The sequence below is a fragment of the Sphingomonas natans genome, assembly GCF_030546695.1.
Classification (GTDB): domain Bacteria; phylum Pseudomonadota; class Alphaproteobacteria; order Sphingomonadales; family Sphingomonadaceae; genus Sphingomonas_I; species Sphingomonas_I natans.
Genome location: NZ_JAUOTP010000002.1, coordinates 525,437 through 547,164, shown reverse-complemented (window position 1 = coordinate 547,164; position 21,728 = coordinate 525,437). Strand labels below are relative to the sequence as shown.

The window sequence follows — 21,728 nt, the reverse complement described above, 5'->3', positions numbered from 1 at the left end:
CGAAAGCCGCTATGCTTCAGCGATTCGTTTCAGCGCCAATGACCCCGGGATCGTGTCAGCCGCCGACGCGCACCGACAGCAAGCGCGACAGCGTCGCCTTGAAGCGGGTCAGCTGTGCGCCCGCAAGCTGGGCGGCTTGCGAGAATTTGACGGCCATCGGGTTCATCGCCCGCCCATTCTGGAACACCTCGAAATGGAGATGCGGGCCGGTCGAGAGGCCGGTGGAGCCGACATAGCCGATCAGCTGGCCGGCACGGACGCTCTGGCCGACCTTGGCGATGATCCGGCTCATATGCGCATAGCCGGTCTGCATGTTGCCGCTGTGCGCGAGCTGGACATAATTGCCATGGCCGCCGTGCCAGCCGGCGAAGCGGACCGTGCCGTCGGTCGCGGCGATGATCGGCGAGCCCATCGGCGCGCCATAATCCACGCCCTGATGCATCCGGCTATAGCCGAGGATCGGGTGGAAGCGCGCGCCGAAGCCCGACGTCAGATGGCCCTGGACGGGCATCTTCATGCCGCCGGTCTTGGTATTGCCGACGCCGGCCGCGTCGAACCATTGTTCCTTGCCGCCGTCGGTCCATTTTAGCAGGCGGAGCACCTTCTTGCCGGAATCGAGCCCGCCATACAGGAGCCCGCCCGTCTCGGTCTCGCCGGTGGCGGCGCGGCGATGCTCGACGATAAGGTCGAAGCGGTCGTTGGAACGGATGCTGCCGACCGAGAGATGCTGGCCGAGCGCGCGCAGATAGGTTTCGATTGCCTTGGGCGGCGCGCCGGCGGCGCGCGCGGCCGAGAAGAGCCCCGAGCCGACGCGGCCCTGGATGCGCAGCGGCGTCTCGTCGACCGCGATCGGCTTCTGGAGCAGCTGGAGCTGGCCGGCGTTGCGGTTGACCTCCAGCGCGAGTTCGAACTTGGCGCGGAAGGCGAGCTTGTCGAGCGGGCGCGCGACCTTCCGGTTGGGGCGGCGGCCGAGCGTCATGTCAAGCTTGGTGCCCGGCTTGATCTCGCCGAGCGAGACCGCGCTCGCGACGAGATCGGCGGTGCGCTTGGCCTCGTCCTCGCCGACGCCGGCGCGGGTCAGGACGCGGGCGAAGCCGTCGCCGGTGCCCAATGTCGCGGCGATCTCGATCTGGGGGCGCTCGGGCGTGTCGGTGAGCGCTTCGACGAATTTGGTCGGGGCGGCGGCGCGGCCGCTGTCGGCGCCATATGCGGCGGGCGCGATCGCCTGCGCGCGCATCTCCTGCTGCTGCGCTTCGCCTAACGCCGGCGCGGTCGGGCCGGCGATCGGATGCCAGCTCGGGGCGAGCGCGAAGGCCGAGGCGCAGAGAGCTGTGCAGGTGGCGAGGCCGCGCCACCATTCGCCGCTGCCGATGCGCGCGCCGAGATCGACGACGAGATCCAGATCGCGCGTCCGATCGATCCCACGCCGGACCACCGAGGCGTCGAAACGCATGAAGCCACGGCTGCGCAACGCGACGGCGCCAGCGCCCCCGCCCGTCAGCCCTTCGCTCCCCTGCCGGTACATCAACCCCAGTCCATCCCTGTCACATGCGTCTCTGCCATGCGGACGCTGGCGGCATGACTGTGAATCAAGAAGGTTAAAGTCAAACTAATCCACCTATTTGCCGGTTGAAGCTGCGACGAAGTGAATCATATCGGCGACGAAGCGTGGGAACTTCGGCTCATCGCAGGCCGATGCCGGCAGCGCTTGCTTTTGCGGTCGGATCGGCCATCTTCCGTCCCGAGATGACGCGCTTTGCCGACCAGCCGCTCGTCGCGGTTCTCGGGCCGACCAATACCGGCAAGACGCATCTGGCCGTCGAGCGGATGTGCGCGCACTCCTCGGGCCTGATCGGCTTCCCGCTGCGGCTGCTGGCGCGCGAGGTCTATGATCGCGTCGTGGCGATCAAAGGCGAGAAATCGGTCGCCTTGATCACGGGCGAGGAGAAGATCGTCCCGCCCAACGCGCAATGGTTTTTGACAACCGCCGAATCGATGCCTGTCTCGGGCGGGCGAGAGGGCGGATTCGAGCGCGATTTCGCGTTCGTCGCGCTGGACGAGGCGCAGCTCGCCGCCGATCGCGAGCGCGGCCATATCTTCACCGATCGGCTGCTGCGCGCGCGCGGACGCGAGGAGACGATGCTGCTGGGATCAGAGGCGCTCCGGCCGATGCTGAGGGCGCTGGTGCCCGAGGCGGAGGTCATCACCCGGCCGCGCTTCTCGACGCTCTCTTATGCGGGCACGACCAAGCTGTCGCGCCTGCCCAAACGCTCGGTCGTCGTCGCCTTCTCGGCCGAGGAGGTCTATGCGGTCGCCGAGATGCTCCGGCGGCTGCGCGGCGGCGCGGCGGTGGTGATGGGCGCTTTGTCCCCGCGCACGCGCAACGCGCAGGTCGCGATGTTCCAGGCGGGCGAGGTCGATTATCTCGTCGCGACCGATGCGATCGGCATGGGGCTCAACATGGACGTGGCGCATGTCGCCTTCGCCTCGCTGCGCAAGTTCGACGGGCGCAAGGTCCGCAGGCTCGGCATTTCGGAAATGGCGCAGATCGCCGGGCGGGCTGGGCGGCACCAGCGCGACGGCACGTTCGGGACCCTCTCGTTCGAGGGCGGATCGGCGCAGTTCGACGATGAGGAGGTCCACGCGATCGAAGAGCATCGCATGCCGCCGCTCGACCATCTCTACTGGCGCGAGGGCGCGCCGAGCCTCGCCAGCGTCGACGATCTGATCCGCGATCTGGAGCGGCGGCCGGTCCATCCGGTGCTGCGTCCCGCGCCCGAGGCGATCGATCTCTCCGTGCTCAAGCGGCTCGCCGAGGAGCCGTGGGTGCGCGAGCGGGCAAGGGGCACGAAGATGGTGTCGCGCCTGTGGGACGCATGCGGGCTGCCCGACTTCCGCAAGACCGGCGCGGAGCCGCATTCGCGCCTCGTCGCGCGCATCTTCCGCCATCGCAGCGAAGGCGACGGGACGTTGCCCGTGCCGTGGTTCGCCGAGGAACTGGTGCGGCTGGAAAGCGTGCAGGGCGACGTCGAGACGCTGTCCGATCGGCTCGCGGGTGTGCGCACCTGGGCCTATATCGCGCATCGCCGCGACTGGATGGCCGATCCGGCCAAGTGGGTCGAGCGGACGCGCGCGATCGAGGAGAAGCTCTCCGACGCGCTCCACCAGAGGCTGACGCAGCGCTTCGTCGATCGGCGCACGTCCGTGCTGATGCGCGATCTCGGCGCGCGCGGATCGGACATCCTGCCGATGAAGGTCGCCGAGGACGGCACCGTCTCGGTCGACGGCGAGGCGATCGGCGCGCTGATCGGCTTCCGCTTCAAGGCCGATCCGCAGGCACGCCATATCGACATGAAGCGACTGATGGCGGCGGCGGAGCGCCGCCTGGGCGAAGAGCTTGTCCGCCGCGCGCGCGCGCTCGCCGCCGACGAGGATGCCGCCTTCAGCCTCGCGACCGATCCGGGGCGCCCGGTCGCGCTCTTCTGGCAGGGCGACGTCGTCGCGCGGCTGACGCGCGGCAAGGACCTGCTCCACCCGCGGATCGAGCTCCATCGCGCGGTCGAGGCGCTGCCGGCCGCCGAGCGAAGCGCGGTGTGCGAGCGGCTGGCGCGCTGGCTGGACCAGGGGATCGGCCGCCACCTCGCGCCGCTCGTCGCGCTGACCGCCGCCGCGCGCGATCGCGAGCAGCCGGCGGCGGTACGCGCTCTGCTTGCGCCGCTGGCCGAAGCCTCGGGCGTGCTGGCGCGGCGGGGGCTCGAGTCCGTGCTGGAGGCGCTCGACAAGACGCTGCGGCCGACGATCGCGCGGCTCGGCATCCGCATCGGCACGCTCGACATCTTCGTGCCCGCCTTGATCAAGCCCGAATCGGCACGCTGGCGGCTGGCGCTCGCCGCCGCGCAGGACGGCGGGACGATGACCGTGCTGCCGCCCTCGGGCGCGGTCTCGGTCGCGACCCCGGCGGACGCCGCGACCTGCACGGCCTTCATGATCGCCGGCTTCCGCCCGCTCGGCGCGCAGATGCTGCGCGTCGATCAGGTCGAGCGGCTCGCGCGCAACGCGCATGATGCGCGCCCGGACGGTAAAGGCGGGCGGCTGCCCTTCGCGCCCGATCCCGGCCTGCCGGTCAGCCTCGGGCTCGGCTCGGCGAGCTTCCAGCAGCTGATGCTGGCGCTGGGCTTCCGGCGTGCGGATGAGGGCTGGCTGTGGCGCGGCAAGCCCGCACAGGCGCGCCCCAAGCCGCAGCCCGTGCAGCCGCGGCCCGGCAACGCCTTCGGCGCGCTGGCGGGGCTGCGGCTTTAGTGCGGCTCTCTCCCTCTGTGGACGGGCGCCCGGTCTAGGTGCGGCTCGACAAATATCTCTGGTTCGCGCGGCTGACCAAGTCGCGGACGATCGCGCAGGCGCTGATCGAACAGGGGCGTCTGCGCATCGACGGGCGGGTCATCGATCGCAGCCACGTGGCCGTCCGCCCGGGCATGGTGCTGGGTTTTCCGCTGGGCGATCGCGTCCGCGTGCTGCGAATCGAGGCGCTGCCGGTACGGCGCGGACCGGCCGAGGAAGCCCGGGCCTGCTATACGGATCTCGCCCCGCAGACCGCCGGAGCGCCCGCCTCCGGTTGACTTGGGGCCGGACCGCGCCATATGCGCGCAGCCGTCCCCGGGAGCTTAGAATGACCTACGTCGTCACCGACGCCTGCATCCGTTGCAAATATATGGACTGCGTCGAGGTCTGTCCGGTCGACTGCTTCTATGAGGGCGACAATATGCTCGTCATCAATCCTTCCGAATGCATCGACTGCGGCGTGTGCGAGCCGGAGTGCCCGGCCGAGGCGATCCTGCCCGATACCGAGAACGGGCTGGAGAAGTGGCTCGAGCTCAACACGACCTTCTCCGCGCAGTGGCCGAACATCACGCGCAAGCGCGAAGCGCCGGCCGACGCGGACGAGTGGAAGGACGTGAAGAACAAGCTGGACGAGCATTTCTCGCCGGAGCCCGGCCAGGGCGACTAAGGCGTAACGATCGGCCGTGAGCGCCGCTTTGCCATGCTGCACGTGCAAAGCTGGCAATCCGACGGATTTTGCGCTATAAGCCAGGCCGAAGGCGATGTTTTCCAAAGCCATCGTCGATCACGAGTCGTTAACAGGTCGCTAATCCCGTTCCGCAGTCTCGCGTCCCCGTTCCCTGCGGGGATGCCGCGGAACCGGCAGACCGTTCAGAAAGGTCTTCCTACATGGCAGCAAAGGCGCTGAGCTTCGTCGTCGGCGATTATGTCGTTTACCCCAAGCATGGTGTGGGCCGTGTCGTCGAGCTGCAAAGCCAGGAAATCGCCGGTGCCAAGCTGGAGCTGTACGTGCTCCGCTTCGAAAAAGAGCGGATGACGCTCCGCGTGCCGACCAACAAGGCCGAGAGCGTGGGCATGCGCAAGCTCTCGTCCAACGCGCAAATGGCCGATGCGCTGGCGACGCTCAAGGGCAAGCCGAAGGTGAAGCGCACCATGTGGTCGCGCCGCGCGCAGGAATATGAGGCCAAGATCAATTCGGGCGATCTCGTTTCGATCGCCGAAGTGGTCCGCGATCTGTTCCGCGCCGAGGACCAGCCCGAGCAGAGCTATTCCGAGCGGCAGATCTTCGAGGCGGCCACGAGCCGTCTCGCGCGTGAGCTGGCGGCGATGGAAGCGGTCGACGAGCCGGCGGCGCAGGTCAAGATCCTCGACATCCTCCGCGCAGCCGCGGCGATCCACAACAAGTAAGGCGGCGCGGCTTCGGCCGTTTCGTTGAGAGAGAGGGCGCGGCGCTTCGGTGCCGCGCCTTTTTCTTTGCCTTGCGCAGAGCCGCTCATCCTGAGGAGGGACTGAGCTCAGGGGAAGGCCCGTCTCGAAGGACGCGCACCGTCGCGCATGTCCTTCGAGACGCCATTTCGACAAGCTCAATGCTGTCCTGAGCGCCTGCCTTGGCAGGCAGTCGAAGGGGCTCCTCAGGATGAGTGGATCCGGAGGGATGCGTGAAAGTCAGGCAGTCGTCGGTGGCACGAACAGGCTGGCGATGACGTTAACCGACTGCTCGGCGGCGGCGCGATCCGGGCTCTCGTTGGCGTCGTTATAACCGAACGAATCGTCCATGCCGACGCCCTGGACGACGATGCCGTCGCGCCGCGAGAGCACGCTGACGTCGCGATAGAAGAGCCCGTAGCGCACGCCCGCCTGCGGAATCAGCCAGGCGATCTGGCCGCGCACGGGAATGATGCTCTCGTCGCGCATCAGCGCGCGCGCGCCATAGCCGGTGCAGTTGACGATCACCTTCTCGCGAATCTTCGCGAAATCGGACGGCGCATGCAGCTCCATCGGCACGAAGCGACCGCCCGCGAGCAGGAAATCGGTCTCCAGCGTGTGCGCGAGATCGGCGACGTTGAACATCATCGAGGTCGTCTGGCGCACGAAGGGCACGCGGAACGGATGCGTGCCCGGCGCCAGCGTCCGCGTGATCGGCTGGAGATCGCGCGTGCGCGCCTGCAGCTCGACGAACTGGAGCGCCCCTTCCACATGCGGGCGATTGCCGGCAGCCGGCGGTGGCGCATCGAACAGATTATAGCGATCGGTCCAGTCGACCGGATCGCCGGGCAGGCCCAGATAGCTCTGGTGGCGCGCGAAGGAGGCGCGCGCGGTGCGCTCCCATCGGTCCGCGAAGTCGGGCGCGACCGCGTCGGCCATCGCCACGCGCGAATCGGGCGACCAAGTGCCCGTCGCGCGCGCGGAGCGGACGTCGGGGAAGCGGCTCGCCGCATAGATCGTGACCTTGGCACCCGCGCGCTGGAGCGTGATCGCGGTGGTCAGCCCGATCGCGCCCGCGCCGACGACGGCGATCTCCTTCGGCGCATCCGCCATCGCCAGCGGCAGCAGATCGAGCGCCGATCCCCAGGACAGCGACCAGCCGCTGCCGCCATGGCCATAATGGTGGACGACGCGCTTGCCCGCGATCTTCTCCACCTCCAGCCGCGGTCCCTTGGCGCGGAACGGACGCAGGCAGACGGTCGTCCGGAAGATTCGATCGGGGCTCGCCTGCACCGGCAGGATCGGCGCGCTCCCGAACGGCAAAGGCGCGACGGCCTGCGCGAGCAGCCGCTGCGGGCGCGCGGCGAGGCCGAGCGCGCCGAGCGCGGCGGCATTGCCGATGAACGAACGACGATCCATGAGGCTTTTCTCCGAAGTTTGTGGCCTCTCCCGGCGCGCAAGGAAGCATATTGCGTGTGCGAACCCAAGTGCGATCGCTTGCGAAACGATCGCGAGTCTGTATTGTCGGCCTAACACAGTGGAGATCGATATGCGGATCATTCTGGGCGTCGGCCTGCTTCTTGCCGCCGCGAGCGGCCCCGCGGCTGCCGCGACGCGGACCTTTCCCGTCGGCGGGTTCGATCGCGTCCGCAGCAACGTGCCGTTCGACGTCGTCGTCCGCAGCGGCGCACCGCTGGGCGTCCATGCGATCGGCAAGGACGATCTGCTCGCACGGCTGCGCGTCTCTGTCCGCAACGGCGAGCTCGTCATCGATGCCGAGCGCGGCCGCTGGTTCCAGACCTTCACGCTGCGCAAGGAGGATCGCGTTACGATCAACGTCGCCACGCCACGTCTCTCGGGCGTCGCGCTGGCTGGGCCGGGCGACATGCATGTCAATGCGGTCCGCGCGCCGGCGATCACGATCGCGCTGGCCGGGCCGGGCAATCTCTCGATCGATCAGGTCGAGGCAGGCCGCGCCGAGGTGAACCTGTCGGGCCCGGGCGATATCCAGCTCGCGGGCAAGAGCGGGAGCGCGCGCATCATCGGCCGGGGCCCCGGCGACGTGCGCGGCGCGCAGTGGACGGTCAACGACGTCTCGGTCGATCTGATGGGGCCGGGCGATGTCGCGGTCACCGCGCTCAGGACGGCGACCGTGAAGCTGATGGGGCCGGGCGACGTGCGCATCGGCGGCCACCCGCGCTGCCAGGTTTCCAAGATGGGGCCGGGCAGCGTCCGCTGCGGGAGCTGATCAGGCTCTAGATCAGCCCGAGTGTCGCGAGGCGGCCGGCGAGCTCGGGCGGCAGCGCATCGCTGCCATCCTCCCCGCCCGCCAGATCGGTGGGGGCGTCGCTCTCGACGAGATAGCGCCAGCCCTGGTGCGCGCGCTTCGGGCGGTGGCGGATCGCGACGAGATCGGTCCCGAGCCGGATCCGGCAATGGCCATTCTCCTCCTCCGCGAAGCCGAGGATCGTCTGGCGCGCAACGAGATGGTGCTTGATGATCCAGTAGAGCGATCCGCCGATCAGCTCGGCGTGGCGCGTCGGCCGGTAGCGCGTCACGATATGCGTCTCGCTGCCTTCGGCCCGGCCCGAGAGGCGAGCCTCGAGCAGGCTCAGTTCGGAACAGCCGACGGCAACCTTGGTAAGATGAAGGGCAGGCACGGCGGCGATATGGGGCGCCATCCCGGTTGCCGCTAGCCGCCGAGGCCCCACAGAGTGGCGAGGCCGAGGAATGAGAAGAAGCCCATCACGTCTGTCGCCATCGTCACGAACACCGCCGAGGAGACGGCGGGATCGACGCGCGCGCGCTCCAGCCCGATCGGGATCAGTACGCCCGCGAGCCCCGCGACGAGATTGTTGATGATCATGGCCATCGCGATCACCAAGGCCAGATCGCGATTGCCGTAGAAGACATAGGTCCCCAGCCCGACGAGCGTGCCGAGCGCCGCGCCATTGGCGAGCGCGACGCGGAATTCGCGGCCGATCATCCGCGCGGTGTTCGAACTGGTCAGCTGGTTGGTCGCCAGCGCGCGCACGATCACCGCGAGCGTCTGCGTGCCGGCATTGCCGCCCATGCCCGAGACGATCGGCATCAGCACCGCCAGCAGCGCGAAGCGCGCAATCTCGCCCTGGAACAGGCCGACGACCGAGGCGGCGACCATCGCCGTGCCGAGATTGACGATCAGCCAGGTAAGCCGGGTGCGGACGGTGAAGCGGATCGGCTCGTTGATGTCGCCGTCGCCCGCGCCGGACAGCAGCAGAGTATCCTCGCCGGCTTCCTCCTGGATGATGTGGACGACGTCATCGACCGTGATCATGCCGACCAGCCGGCCTGCCCGGTCGACCACGGCGGCGGAGACGAGCGCATATTTCTGGAAGCGGAGCGCGACGTCTTCCTGATCCATCTCGGCGGGGATCAGCGTCTGTTCGCGCGCCATCACGTCGGCGATCGGCGCATCGTCGGGCGCGCGGATCACCCAGCTGACCTTGCAGGTGCCGACCGGCTTGTGCGCGATATCGACGACGAACACTTCCCAGAAATCGGTGGTGAGATCGTCGTTCGAGCGCAGATAGGCGATGACGTCCGCCACCTTCCAATGCTCGGGCACCGCGATCAGATCGCGCTGCATCAGGCGGCCCGCGCTCTCCTCGGGGTAGGACAGAGCCTCCTCGATCGCGGCGCGATCGTCGGGCTCCATCGCGCGAAGGACGGCGCGCTGGTCTTCCTCCTCCATGTCCTCGATGATCGCGACGGCATCATCGGTATCGAGCTGGGTGGCGAGCTCGGCGACCTGACTCGGCGTGAGCACCTCGATCAGCTGCTCGCGCACCCAATCGTTCATCTCGGCCAGCACGTCCGCGTCGAGCAGATCGTCGATGCCGAGGACGGTGGCCAGCGCCTGGCGCTGTTCGCGCGGCGCCAGTTCGAACAGGTCGGCGACGTCGGCCGGATGGAGCGGCTCGACGAGCGCACGGGCGCCCTCGGTGTCGCCGTCCTCGACCTTCTCGATGACCGCGGCGACGAATTCCGGTGTCAGCCGGGCCTCCGAATCATGGGCCGTATCCAGGGGCAATGGCGCGGGCCGCATCGCAATGGTCTCGATCTCGCTCTCGCTCATCGCACCATCTCCCGGCCGTGCATCGAAACAGCGGCTCGCTTAGGCTGGGCTCGTGTCGCTGTCAGCCCCGCTTGCCGCGAAATGCGCAATCGGCTCGGATAAGGGTGGCGACCGGCCCAAGTCCTGCTAATCGCCGCGCCAATTGAATTTGAGGAGATTCTTATGGCTGACGAAACGCTGACGCTGGCGCTCGACTCCGGTGGCGATGTCGTCATCAAGCTGCGGCCCGATCTGGCTCCCGGCCATGTCGCGCGCATCGTCGAGCTCGCCAAGGAAGGTTTTTACGACGGCGTCGTCTTCCATCGCGTGATTCCCGGCTTCATGGCGCAGGGCGGCGATCCCACCGGCACCGGCATGGGCGGATCGAAGAAGCCCGACATCAAGGCGGAATTCTCGGCCGAGCCGCACGTCCGCGGTATCTGCTCGATGGCGCGCTCCAGCAATCCGAACAGCGCCAACAGCCAGTTCTTCATCGTCTTCGACGACGCGACCTTCCTCGACAACCAGTACACCGTCTGGGGCGAAGTGACGTCGGGCATGGAATTTGTCGACGCGCTGCCGAAGGGCGAGCCGCCGCGCACGCCGGGCAAGATCGTCACCGCGACGGTCGCCTGACGACGGACCGTCCTGAAGGATCGCTCAACGGTCCTTCAGGAATTCGCTGAACAGCCAATCGTGGAAGATGCGGACGGCGCGGTTCGATAGCGCCGTCCGCCGCGAGGCGAACCAGTAGCCGTAGCTCGACTGGACCTCGGTCTGGACGAGATTGGCGAGACGCTCGTCATGCGCGAGCTCGACATGCTCCTCGAGCATGAAGGCGACGCCCAGCCCTTGAGCTGCCGCCTCCAGGATCAACGCCCCCGAATCGAACCGATCGAAGGCCGCGGGCTCCAGTTCCGGCTCGCCGATCGCATCGCGCCACTCGTTGTACAGTTCGGGCAGGTCGCGGTGGATCAGCACGGTCGCCTGCGCGATGTCGGTGGCGGCGCGACCCGACATATGGCTGAGCGCTGCTCTCTGCCCGATCACGGCGATGTTGCTGTAGGCGATCCGGCGGCTGTAAAAGGCAGGCTCGATCTCGCGCGCGAGCACGATCGCGGCGTCGATCCCTTCGCCCAGCCGCGTCAGCGCATGCGGCTGCGTGTCGATGTCGATATGGAGTTCGGGATAGTCCTGCTTGAGCTTCGCGAGCCCCGGCAACAATCGCTGCGACGCGAAAAGCTGCGGACAACTGAGCCGGAGCCGGAGCAGCTCCGTCTCGCCGGTGGTTGCGTCAATCGCAACCGCGAGCGCGTCCAATGCGGGCGCGATCCGGGCGAGCAGTAGCTGGCCGTCGCTGTTGAGTACCATCGCCTGATGCCGGCGCGCGAACAGAGGGCGGCCGAGAAAACGCTCCAGCGCCTGGATCCGTCGGCTCAGCGCAGGGGACGAGAGCGCAAGCTCCTCTGCGGCGGCTTTTACCGAGCCAAGCCGCGCCACCTGAACAAATGCCTCAACCGCTGTGAGCGGGGGGAGCCTGCGCATGAAAACCGCCTCGTCCGTGTCGGTTGCACCAAGCAAGATAGAGGCATGAATGCAAATTGCGTATTCCGCAACCGCATACACGCCGTTCGCACTTGCAACATAATCAACCCGCCAACATAAGGAACAGGCCTTTCAGGCATCCTCTCCTAGACTTAAGGGCTGGTCCTCCGGGGCCGGCCCTTTTTTTGTGCACATGCGATCCGCGCGGCCGGCGCTCGCAATGCGGCGCCGCCTTCCTATCTGCATTTTCCGCGAGAGGAGAGCGCAGGATGGCCGATAGCGAAGCACGCAAATTGCAGGTGGCGAATGCCCGCCCGGACGATTCCGGCCGCGGCCTCGCGCGCCTTTCGCGCGCGACGATGGGCGCGCTCGGGCTGACCGAAGGCGACGTCGTCGAGATCGTCGGCCGCCGGGGCACGCCCGCGCGCGCGGTGCTGCCTTATTCCGAGGATGAAGGCCTCGACATCTTGCGCCTGGATGGCCTGCAGCGTGCCAATGCCGGCGTCGGTTCGGGCGATTTCGTCGAGGTGCGCAAGGCGGCGAGCACGCCCGCGCAGCGCGTCGTGTTCGCGCCGGCGCAGCAGAATCTGCGTCTGCAGGGCTCGGGCGAGGCGCTGAAGCGGAGTTTCGGGATGCGGCCGATCACCGCGGGCGATGTCGTCGCCACGACGGGCCAGCAGCGCCTCGAGCAGGACAATATGCCGTCCGCGCTGCGCACGATGCTCAACGCGCCGGCCTTCTCGCTGCAGGAGATCCGACTGACCGTGATTTCGACGACGCCGAAGGGCATCGTCCATATTGACGAGAACACAGACGTCGAGCTGCGCACCGAATATGCGCCGGTCCGCGAGGATGGCGGCCGCCGCGCCGACGTCACCTATGACGATATCGGCGGGCTCGGCGCGACCGTCGATCAGGTGCGCGAGATGGTCGAGCTGCCGCTGCGCTATCCCGAGCTGTTCCAGCGGCTCGGCGTCGATCCGCCCAAGGGCGTGCTGCTTTACGGCCCGCCCGGTACCGGCAAGACTCGCCTCGCGCGCGCGGTCGCCAATGAGAGCCACGCGCACTTCTTCTTGATCAACGGTCCCGAGATCATGGGCTCGGCTTATGGCGAGTCCGAAAAGCGCCTGCGCGAGATCTTCGAGGAGGCGACCAAGAATGCGCCCTCGATCATCTTCATCGACGAGATCGATTCGATCGCGCCCAAGCGGGGGCAGACGACGGGCGAGGCCGAGAAAAGGCTCGTCGCGCAATTGCTGACGCTGATGGACGGGCTGGAGCCGCGCGCGAACCTCGTCATCATCGCCGCGACCAACCGCCCCGAGGCGCTGGACGAGGCGCTGCGCCGCCCCGGCCGCTTCGATCGCGAGATCGTCATCGGCGTGCCCGACGAGCGCGGCCGGCGCGAGATCCTCGGCATCCATGCGCGCGGCATGCCGCTGGGCGATCAAGTCGATCTCGATGAGCTGGCGCGCCAGACTTATGGCTTCGTCGGCGCCGACCTCGCCGCACTGGCGCGCGAGGCGGCGATCGAGGCGATCCGGCGGATCATGCCCAAGCTGAACCTCGAGGAGAAGGTGATCCCGCCCGAGGTGCTGGATACGCTGTCGGTGACGCGCGAGGACTTTCAGGAGGCGATCAAGCGCGTCCAGCCGTCGGCGATGCGCGAGGTGATGGTGCAGGCGCCGAATGTCGGCTGGGACGATGTCGGCGGGCTCGACGAGGCGCGCGAGAGGCTGCGCGAAGGCGTCGAACTGCCGCTGAAGGATCCGGACGCGTTCCGCCGGCTCGGCATCCGTCCGGCCAAGGGCTTCCTGCTCTACGGCCCGCCGGGGACGGGCAAGACCCTGCTCGCCAAGGCGGTCGCGCGCGAGGCGCAGGCCAATTTCATCGCCACCAAATCGAGCGACCTGCTCTCCAAATGGTATGGCGAGAGCGAGCAGCAGATTGCGCGACTGTTTTCGCGCGCCCGACAGGTCGCGCCCTGCGTGATCTTCATCGACGAACTCGACAGCCTCGTTCCAGCCCGCGGCGGTGGTCTGGGCGAGCCGGCGGTGACCGAGCGCGTCGTCAATACGATCCTCGCCGAGATGGATGGGCTTGAGGAGTTGCAGTCGGTGGTGGTGATCGGCGCGACCAATCGCCCGAACCTGATCGACCCGGCCTTGCTGCGCCCGGGCCGCTTCGACGAGCTGATCTACGTGTCGGTGCCGGACGAGAGCGGGCGCCGCCGCATCCTCGGCATCCACACGGGCAGGATGCCGCTCGCCGACGATGTCGATCTGGATTTCCTCGCGCGCCGCACCGAGCGCTTCTCCGGCGCGGATCTCGAGGATCTCGTCCGCCGCGCCGGACTCCATGCGCTGCGCGAATCGCTCGCCAGCAAGATCGTCACCGCCGCGCATTTCGCGCTGGCGCTGGAGGATACGCGCGCATCGGTTACGCCCGAGATCGAGCAGGAATATGAGCAGATCCAGTCGCGGCTGAAGCAGGATTCGCTCTCGCTGCAGCCGATCGGCTTCGTCTCGCCCGGAATGCTGAAGCCCCGGACCTAGCCGGGGCTCCAGCCTCAGTCTTCGTCGTCGCCCTGCACGGCGGTGTCGCGGATCATGTCCTCGTCTTCCGATGGGGCAACCGGCACGCCCGGCGTCTCGTCGGGGGTGGGGGTCTCGATATGGACGACCGGTCCGCCGGTCGTCTTGTCTGCGTCATTCCTGGGATCGGCCATGATGTCCTCCTTGGTGCGAGCAGGAACGCGCGTGGTCGCCTCGTGGGGCCGGCCGTGAGCGGGCGCTTTTCTGAGGCCTGCCTCGTACTGCCGCTCAGGGAAGCAGGGGGAAGACCATCGCTATCCCGGAACGCTTCGTCTCTTTCGTGAACTCTCTGCGGGGGCGGTGCGTTGAGCCGATCAAGGCCCGCTTGCGTTTGCGTTGCGCTTTTGCGACGGGTCCAAGGCGATAATGTAAAAGGGACTACGCAATGACGTCACCTTCGGGGGAGCAGGTGCTCAAGCGCGGTGCGGAGCGCCGCAGCACGGCCAAGCTCGGGCCGATGGGCATGTTCTTCCGGGAGTTCCTGCGACACCCGGTGATGGTCGGATCGATCATTCCGTCGTCGAACAAGCTCATTGCCAACATGCTGTCGCGCACCGATTGGGCGAACACCAAGCTGTTCGTCGAATACGGGCCGGGCGTCGGGACGTTCAGCCAGGCGATCCTCGATCGGCTCGGGCCGGACGGCACCTATATCGCGATCGATACGAATGCCGAGTTCATCGATTATCTCGGCGATCGCTTCCACGATCCGCGCTTCGTACCCGTCCTGGGATCGGCCACCGACGTCCGCCAGATCATCGCCGACAATGGTCATGAGTCCGCCGATTACATCCTCTCGGGCCTGCCTTTCTCGACGCTGCCGCCGGGCGTGGGCCCCAAGATCGCGCACGAAACGCATGCCGCGCTCCGCGTCGGCGGCGCCTTCCTCGTCTATCAGTTCAATCCGAAGTGCCGCGATTTCATGGCGCTGGCGTTCGACCGCATCGATCACGCCTTCGAGCCGATCAACATCCCGCCGGCCCAGCTCTATTGGGGCTGGAAGGAATAAGCTTAGGCGCCCCAGCGACGTCATCCCGGCGCAAGCTGGGTCTCGTTAGGCCAGAGCAACCCCGTATAGTGCTGTCACTCTGAAACAAGTTCAGGATGACGGTCACAGAAGCAGGTGGCAGCGGCGGATTACTCCGCCGCCACCATTGCCGCAGCCTCCTGATCGTCGAGCGGCTGATCGAGCCGCGTGACCATCTCCTTCGGCACCACCTGCCAGAAGCGATCCCGCCAGCGATCCCAATCGTCGAGGATCGTGTTGGACCATTTGCTGTCGGTCGTGATCGCATGCGCCGCGATCAGCGAACGCAGGCGCTGCTCCCAATAGGTCGAAGCCAGACGCTGCCACTGGATGCTTTCCGGATTGGCGTGCGTCGGGAACGTCCCCTCCTCGTCGAGCACGAAGGCCATGCCGCCGGTCATGCCCGCGCCGAAATTCTCGCCCACGCGGCCGAGAATGACGGCGGTGCCGCCGGTCATATATTCGCAGCCATTGGCGCCGCAGCCTTCGACGACGACGGTCGCGCCCGAATTGCGGACCGCGAAACGCTCGCCCGCCTGGCCCGCCGCGAACAATTTGCCCGAGGTCGCGCCGTAGAGGACGGTGTTGCCGATGATCGTGTTGGCGCGGCTCTCCAGCGGCGACGAGACGGTCGGGCGGACGATGATCGTGCCGCCGGACAGGCCCTTGCCGACATAGTCATTGGCCTCGCCCATCACCTCCAGCGTCAGGCCCTTCACCGCGAAGGCGCCCAGCGACTGGCCGGCCGAGCCGCGCAGCTTCACATGGACATGACCCTCGGCAAGCGTGTCCATCCCGTATTTCGACGTGATCTCGGCCGAGAAGCGCGTGCCGACCGCGCGGTGCGTGTTGCGCACCGTATAGGTCAGCTGCATCTTCTCGCGCCGTTCGAACACCGCTTTGGCATCGTTGATCATCTGCGCGTCGAGGCTGTCGGGCACGTCGTTGCGGAACGTGCTCAGCTGGAAGCGGCGATGATGATCGGGCGCGTCGACCTTGGCGAGGATCGGGTTGAGATCGAGATCGTCGAGATGCTCGGCGCCGCGGCTGACCTGGCGGAGCAATTCGGTGCGGCCGATGATCTCGTCGAGGCTGGCGACGCCGAGACGCGCCAGGATCTCGCGCACCTCCTCGGCCATGAAGGTCATCAGATTGATGACCTTCTCCGGCGTGCCGACGAATTTTTGGCGAAGCGCCTCGTCCTGGGTGCAGACGCCGACGGGGCAGGTGTTCGAATGGCACTGGCGCACCATGATGCAGCCCATCGCGACGAGGCTCAGCGTGCCGACGCCGAATTCCTCGGCGCCGAGGATCGCGGCGATGACGATGTCGCGGCCGGTCTTGAGCCCGCCGTCGGTGCGCAGCTTCACGCGGTGGCGCAGGCCGTTGAGCGTGAGCACCTGATTGACCTCGGACAGGCCCATCTCCCACGGCGTGCCCGCGAACTTGACGCTCGTCTGTGGGCTCGCGCCCGTGCCGCCGACATTGCCGGCGACGAGGATCGCGTCGGCATGCGCCTTGGCGACGCCCGCCGCGACCGTGCCGATGCCCGCGGACGAGACGAGCTTCACGCACACGCGCGCACGCGGGTTGATCTGCTTCAGATCGTAGATGAGCTGCGCAAGATCCTCGATCGAATAGATGTCGTGGTGCGGCGGCGGCGAGATGAGCGTCACCCCCGGCGTCGAATGGCGCAGCTTGGCGATCATCTCGGTCACCTTGAAGCCGGGCAGCTGCCCGCCTTCGCCGGGCTTGGCGCCCTGCGCGACCTTGATCTCGAGCTCTTCGGCCGAGCCCAGATATTCGGCGGTGACGCCGAACCGGCCGCTCGCGATCTGCTTGATCACCGAATTGGCGTTGTCGCCGTTGTCATAGGGCTTGTAGCGCTTCTTGTCCTCGCCGCCCTCGCCCGAGACGGCCTTCGCGCCGATCCGGTTCATCGCGATCGCCAGCGTCTCGTGCGCCTCGGGAGACAGCGCGCCGAGGCTCATGCCGGGCGTGACGAAGCGCTTGCGGATCTCGGTGATCGCCTCGACGCTGTCGATCGTGATGGGCTCCTTGGCCCAGTTGAACTCCAGCAGATCGCGCAGATAGATGGGCGGCAGATCGCGCACGCCGCGCGAGAATTGCAGATACTGGCTGTAGCTGTCGTTCGTCACCGAGGTCTGCAGCAGGTGCATCAGCTGCGCCGAATAGGCATGCGCCTCGCCGCCGGCGCGCTGGCGATAGAAGCCGCCGATCGGCAGCGTCGTCACGTCGCTGTCGAACGCGGGATCGTGGCGCAGCTTCGCCGAGAGCTGGAGCGAGGCATAACCCTCGCCAGAAATCTTGGTCGGCATGCCGGGGAAGAGATCGTTGACGAGCGCGCGGCTCAAGCCGACCGCCTCGAAATTATAGCCGCCACGATACGAGGAGATCACCGCGATCCCCATCTTCGACATGATCTTGAGCAGGCCCTCGTCGATCGCCTTGCGCCAGCGCTTGAAGCATTCGGCGAGGCCGAGATCGCCGAACAGGCCGCGCGCATGCCGGTCCGCGACCGCGGCCTCGGCGAGATAGGCGTTCACGGTCGTCGCGCCGACGCCGATCAGCACCGCATAATAATGCGTGTCGAGGCATTCGGCCGAGCGGACGTTGATCGACGCATAGGAGCGCAGCCCCTTGCGGACGAGGTGCGTGTGCACGCCGGCGGCCGCCAGCACCATCGCGATCGAGACGCGCTCGGGCGAAACGCCCTCGTCGGTCAGGAACAGCTCGCTCTTGCCCTCGCGCACCGCCTGCTCGGCCTCGGCGCGGACGCGCGCGATCGCATGGCGCAGCGAATCCGGGCCGCCGTTCGCGGCATAGGTACAGTCGATCTCGGCATGGCTATGCCCGAAATGCGCCTTGAGCGTCGCCCAGTCGGTGCTCGTCAGGACCGGTGAATCCAGCACGAGCACGCCCGATTGCTGCGCTTCGGTATCGAGGATGTTGGCGAGATTCCCGAAGCGCGTCTTGAGGCTCATCACGCGGGTCTCGCGCAACGAATCGATCGGCGGGTTGGTCACCTGGCTGAAATTCTGGCGGAAGAAGTGGCTGATCAGCCGCGGCTTGTCCGAAATAACCGCGAGCGGCGTATCGTCGCCCATCGATCCGATCGCCTCCTTGGCGGTCTCGACCTGCGGCGCGAGGATCAGCTCCATATCCTCGATGCTCTGCCCCGCCGCGACCTGGCGGCGGACGAGCTCGGCGCGCGTCCACGTGGGCAGGTGATCGCCCGCGGGCACCGCGAGATCGGCGAGCGTGCGGAAGCCCTGGACCCATTCGCCATAGGGCGCCTCGCCGGCGATGCGCGCCTTGATCTCGGCATCCTCGTAGAAGCGGCCTTCGAGCAGATCGATCGCGATCATCTGGCCGGGGCCCATCCGCCCCTTCGCGATCGCCGAACTTTCGGGCACGACGACCATCCCGGCCTCCGAGCCGACGATGAGCAGATTGTCCGCCGTCCGCAGCGTGCGGAGCGGACGCAGCGCATTGCGATCGACGCCCGCCACGACCCAGCGGCCGTCGGTCATCGCCAGCGCGGCGGGGCCGTCCCACGGCTCCATCACGCTCGCGAAATAGGAGTACATCGAGGCGACGTCGTCGGGCAGGTCCGCGCCGGCCGAGGCTTCGGGGACGAGCATCAGCTTGGCGGTCGGCGCGTCGCGCCCCGAGCGGCAGATCGCCTCGAACACTGCGTCCAGCGCCGCCGTATCGGAGGCGCCCGCCGGAATCAGCGGCTTGATCTCTTCCGAATGCTGGCCGAACGCGAGGCTGGCCATCTTGATCTCGTGGCTCTTCATCCAGTTCTTGTTGCCGCGGATCGTGTTGATCTCGCCATTGTGCGCGAGGCAACGGAACGGCTGCGCCAGCCACCATTGCGGGAAGGTGTTGGTGGAATAACGCTGGTGGAAGATCGCGACCCGGCTCGTGAAGCGATCGTCGCGCAGATCGGGATAGAAGACCGACAGCTCCTCGGCGAGGAACAGGCCCTTGTAGATGACCGAGCGGTTCGAGAGGCTGCAGATGTAGCAGCCCTGGACTTGCGCCTCGATCAGCTTCTTCTCGATCCGGCGGCGGACGAGATACAGCTTCTTCTCGAACTCGGCCTCGCTCTCCTCGTCGGGGAGGGGGCCGGCGATCATGATCTGCTCGATCTCGGGGCGCGTCAGCATCGCCTTGTCGCCGATCACCGAAATGTCGACGGGCACCTGGCGCCAGCCATAGATGGTGTAGCCGAAATCGATGATCTCGCTCTCGATGATCGTGCGGCAGGCTTCCTGCGCGCCCAGATCGGTGCGCGGCAGGAAGATCATGCCGACGGCGAGGCGGTTGGCGCGCGGGCGCTGCCCGGCGCTCTCGATCGCATCGTCGAAGAAAGCGGCGGGGATGTCGAGATGGATGCCCGCGCCGTCGCCGGTCTTGCCGTCGGCATCGACCGCGCCGCGATGCCAGACCGCCTTCAGCGCATCGATCGCGGCGGTGACGACGCGGCGCGAGGCCTTGCCGTCGGTCGCGGCGACGAGGCCGACGCCGCAGGCATCGCCCTCGAACTCGGGGCGGTACATGCCTTCGTTCGCGATCCGCGCGCGTTCGTCGGCGGAGGGCAGGGGCACATCATGGATCGAGGTCGTCGTCATCGTCCGTCCTTCGTCAATTCGGCGTGGACATGAGGGGCGTCAGCTCGCGCTGGATCTCGGGCTGCAGCGCGGCCATCGATGGTCCGATCCGCTTGGGAATCTCGCTCTGCACCCAGCTCATCGTCTGGCTGAGCACGATCGGCATCTTCTCGATCATGCGATGGCCGAGCGGCGTCCGGTAGAAAGCGGTGATTGCCTTCAGATCCGCGGTCGAGAAGGTCTGCGCGTAGAGCCGCACGGTGCGCTCCTCCACTTCGGGCTGCAGCTCGGCGAGCAGCTTTTCCATGATCGCGGCCTGCTTGGTGCCGAGCCGCGCGAGCGCCGCGTCCCAGGCCTGCGGATTGGTCGCGCGCTTCATCCGCATCTGCGGATTCTGGTCGACATAGACGCTCAGCGCCTGGCCCGAGCGCATCTGCGCGATCGTCTTCTCGTTGCTGTCGCGCATCGTCGCACGGATGTTGCTCGCCTCGAACAACTCGCGCGCGGCCGCCAGCGCCGCCGGATCGACCGGCGCGGCGGAGGCGGGCGCGGCCGGCGCCTGCGCGACGACGGGCAGCGGCAGGGCCGCGAGCAGGAAGACGGCGAGCCTCCTCATGCCGACACCAGCGCTCCCGCCGGCACGGCCGGCGCCCTCTCCTTGAGCCACGCATGCATCCGATCGGCCAGGTCACGACCGTCGCGCACTGCCCAGACGACGAGGCTCGCGCCGCGCACAATGTCGCCCGCGGCGAACACGCCGTCCACGCTCGTCATCATCGTCTTGTGATCGATCCGGATCGTGCCCCAGCGCGTGACCGCCAGCTCCTGCGCGCCGAACAGCCGCGGCAGTTCCTCGGGATCGAAGCCGAGCGCCTTGATCACGAGATCGGCCTCGATCCGATATTCGGCGCCGGGATCGGCCTCGGGTGCGCGGCGCCCGCTCGCATCGGGCTGGCCGAGGCGCATCTTGGCGACCTGCACGCCGGAGACCGTGCCGTCCGTGTCGTGGAACGCTTCCGGGCCGGCAAGCCAGACGAACTCGACGCCCTCTTCCTCGGCATTCTTCACTTCGCGCTGGCTGCCCGGCATGTTCGCGCGATCGCGCCGATACAGGCAGCGGACCGAGGACGCGCCCTGGCGGATCGCGGTCCGCACGCAATCCATCGCGGTGTCGCCGCCGCCGATGACGACGACGTTCTTGCCCGCCGCATCGAGCGCGCCCGCGTCGAAGGCGGGGACGGCGTCGCCGAAGCCCTTGCGGTTCGACGCGGTCAGATAATCGAGCGCCTCGACGACGCCGTCCGCGCCGACGCCCGGCGCCTTGATCGCGCGCGCCTTATAGACCCCGGTCGCGATGACGACCGCGTCATGCTTCGCCCGCAGTTCGGCGAGGCTCGCATCGCGGCCGACCTCGAAATCCTGGTGGAAGACGACGCCGCCGGCGGCGAGCCGGTCGACGCGGCGCATCACGATCGGCTTCTCCAGCTTGAAGCCGGGAATGCCGTAGGTCAGCAGCCCGCCCGCGCGATCGTGACGGTCATAGACATGCACCTCATAGCCGCGCGCGCGCATCAGATCGGCGACGGTGAGGCCGGCAGGCCCCGCGCCGATGATGCCGATCGATTGGCCGCGCGCCGGCCCCGGCGTCAGCGGCTCGACCCAGCCTTCTTCCCAGGCCGTGTCGGTGATGAACTTCTCGACCGATCCGATCGTGACCGCGCCGTGCCCCGAAAATTCGATGACGCAATTGCCCTCGCACAGCCGATCCTGCGGGCAGATGCGGCCGCAGATTTCGGGCATGGTCGAGGTCGCGTTGGACAGTTCATAGGCCTCGCGCAGCCGCCCCTCGGCGGTCAGGCGCAGCCAGTCCGGGATGTGATTGTGAAGCGGGCAGTGCGTCGTGCAATACGGCACGCCGCATTGCGAGCAGCGCGACGACTGTTCCTCGGCCTTGGCCAGCGCGTAGACTCGCGAGATCTCGTCGAAATCGTGCGCGCGCTCGTCCGCCGTGCGCTTTTCCGGGTAAACCTGCCCGATCTTCGGAAATTGCAGCATGGCCATCG

At 67.5% G+C, this 21,728-nt stretch carries 17 protein-coding genes; 8 read left to right on the top strand and 9 right to left on the bottom strand.

The annotated features are described in order from the left end of the window. Positions 1-55: 55 nt before the first annotated feature. Positions 56-1,525 carry a M23 family metallopeptidase gene (locus tag Q4F19_RS06465; RefSeq protein ID WP_303540839.1) on the bottom strand — a complete coding sequence of 490 codons (1,470 nt, stop codon included), beginning with the start codon at positions 1,523-1,525 and terminating at the stop codon, positions 56-58. Positions 1,526-1,746: 221 nt separating this feature from the next. On the opposite strand from Q4F19_RS06465, the gene Q4F19_RS06460 reads away from it, so the two are divergent. The 4 genes from Q4F19_RS06460 (at position 1,747) to Q4F19_RS06445 (ending at position 5,745) form a co-directional block, all read left to right on the top strand. Continuing rightward, positions 1,747-4,299, top strand: coding sequence for a helicase-related protein (locus tag Q4F19_RS06460; protein WP_303541037.1), 2,553 nt, complete (start codon positions 1,747-1,749; stop codon positions 4,297-4,299). A 38-nt stretch (positions 4,300-4,337) separates the two neighbouring features. Continuing rightward, a complete protein-coding gene (locus Q4F19_RS06455; protein WP_303540837.1) occupies positions 4,338-4,616 on the top strand; it encodes an RNA-binding S4 domain-containing protein in 279 nt (92 codons plus the stop codon). 50 nt (positions 4,617-4,666) lie between these two features. Further along, positions 4,667-5,005 (top strand): ferredoxin FdxA, encoded by a 339-nt coding sequence (gene fdxA, locus Q4F19_RS06450; RefSeq protein WP_171743322.1) that lies wholly within the window; start codon positions 4,667-4,669, stop codon positions 5,003-5,005. 221 nt (positions 5,006-5,226) lie between these two features. After that, complete coding sequence (locus Q4F19_RS06445; protein ID WP_303540834.1) at positions 5,227-5,745, top strand: CarD family transcriptional regulator; 519 nt, start codon at positions 5,227-5,229, stop codon at positions 5,743-5,745. Between the two features lie 258 nt (positions 5,746-6,003). Here Q4F19_RS06445 and Q4F19_RS06440 read toward each other — a convergent pair whose 3' ends face one another. Beyond that, a complete protein-coding gene (locus tag Q4F19_RS06440) occupies positions 6,004-7,182 on the bottom strand; it encodes an FAD-dependent oxidoreductase (protein WP_303540832.1) in 1,179 nt (392 codons plus the stop codon). A gap of 130 nt (positions 7,183-7,312) precedes the next feature. Between Q4F19_RS06440 and Q4F19_RS06435 the strand changes: the two genes are divergently transcribed. Continuing rightward, entirely contained in the window at positions 7,313-8,011 is a 699-nt protein-coding gene (locus Q4F19_RS06435) for a head GIN domain-containing protein (RefSeq protein ID WP_303540829.1), read from the top strand. A gap of 7 nt (positions 8,012-8,018) precedes the next feature. Here Q4F19_RS06435 and Q4F19_RS06430 read toward each other — a convergent pair whose 3' ends face one another. Next, complete coding sequence (locus Q4F19_RS06430) at positions 8,019-8,444, bottom strand: DUF1489 family protein (protein ID WP_303540827.1); 426 nt, start codon at positions 8,442-8,444, stop codon at positions 8,019-8,021. 11 nt (positions 8,445-8,455) lie between these two features. Then, positions 8,456-9,880: a magnesium transporter gene (gene mgtE, locus Q4F19_RS06425; protein ID WP_303540825.1), complete on the bottom strand. Its 1,425-nt coding sequence runs from the start codon at positions 9,878-9,880 to the stop codon at positions 8,456-8,458. A 162-nt stretch (positions 9,881-10,042) separates the two neighbouring features. Between mgtE and Q4F19_RS06420 the strand changes: the two genes are divergently transcribed. Beyond that, positions 10,043-10,495: a peptidylprolyl isomerase gene (locus Q4F19_RS06420; protein WP_303540823.1), complete on the top strand. Its 453-nt coding sequence runs from the start codon at positions 10,043-10,045 to the stop codon at positions 10,493-10,495. A 24-nt stretch (positions 10,496-10,519) separates the two neighbouring features. Here the strand turns inward: Q4F19_RS06420 and Q4F19_RS06415 are convergent, their stop codons facing one another. After that, complete coding sequence (locus Q4F19_RS06415) at positions 10,520-11,404, bottom strand: LysR substrate-binding domain-containing protein (RefSeq protein WP_303540821.1); 885 nt, start codon at positions 11,402-11,404, stop codon at positions 10,520-10,522. Positions 11,405-11,673: 269 nt separating this feature from the next. On the opposite strand from Q4F19_RS06415, the gene Q4F19_RS06410 reads away from it, so the two are divergent. Next, complete coding sequence (locus tag Q4F19_RS06410) at positions 11,674-13,959, top strand: CDC48 family AAA ATPase (protein WP_303540820.1); 2,286 nt, start codon at positions 11,674-11,676, stop codon at positions 13,957-13,959. 14 nt (positions 13,960-13,973) lie between these two features. Here Q4F19_RS06410 and Q4F19_RS06405 read toward each other — a convergent pair whose 3' ends face one another. Then, positions 13,974-14,132: a hypothetical protein gene (locus Q4F19_RS06405; protein ID WP_303540818.1), complete on the bottom strand. Its 159-nt coding sequence runs from the start codon at positions 14,130-14,132 to the stop codon at positions 13,974-13,976. Positions 14,133-14,383: 251 nt separating this feature from the next. On the opposite strand from Q4F19_RS06405, the gene Q4F19_RS06400 reads away from it, so the two are divergent. Then, positions 14,384-15,007, top strand: a complete 624-nt coding sequence (locus tag Q4F19_RS06400; RefSeq protein ID WP_303540816.1) for a class I SAM-dependent methyltransferase — start codon at positions 14,384-14,386, stop codon at positions 15,005-15,007. A 128-nt stretch (positions 15,008-15,135) separates the two neighbouring features. Here Q4F19_RS06400 and gltB read toward each other — a convergent pair whose 3' ends face one another. The 3 genes from gltB to Q4F19_RS06385 are packed head-to-tail and all read right to left on the bottom strand — an operon-like array spanning position 15,136 to position 21,720. After that, positions 15,136-19,686, bottom strand: a complete 4,551-nt coding sequence (gene gltB, locus Q4F19_RS06395; protein WP_303540814.1) for a glutamate synthase large subunit — start codon at positions 19,684-19,686, stop codon at positions 15,136-15,138. Between the two features lie 13 nt (positions 19,687-19,699). Continuing rightward, the gene (locus tag Q4F19_RS06390; RefSeq protein ID WP_303540812.1) at positions 19,700-20,281 is read right to left on the bottom strand and encodes a DUF2059 domain-containing protein; all 582 of its coding nucleotides are present in this window, start codon (positions 20,279-20,281) and stop codon (positions 19,700-19,702) included. Beyond that, positions 20,278-21,720, bottom strand: coding sequence for an NAD(P)-dependent oxidoreductase (locus tag Q4F19_RS06385; protein WP_303541035.1), 1,443 nt, complete (start codon positions 21,718-21,720; stop codon positions 20,278-20,280). The genes Q4F19_RS06390 and Q4F19_RS06385 overlap by 4 nt, the downstream gene beginning before the upstream one ends. Between the last annotated feature and the right edge of the window lie 8 nt (positions 21,721-21,728).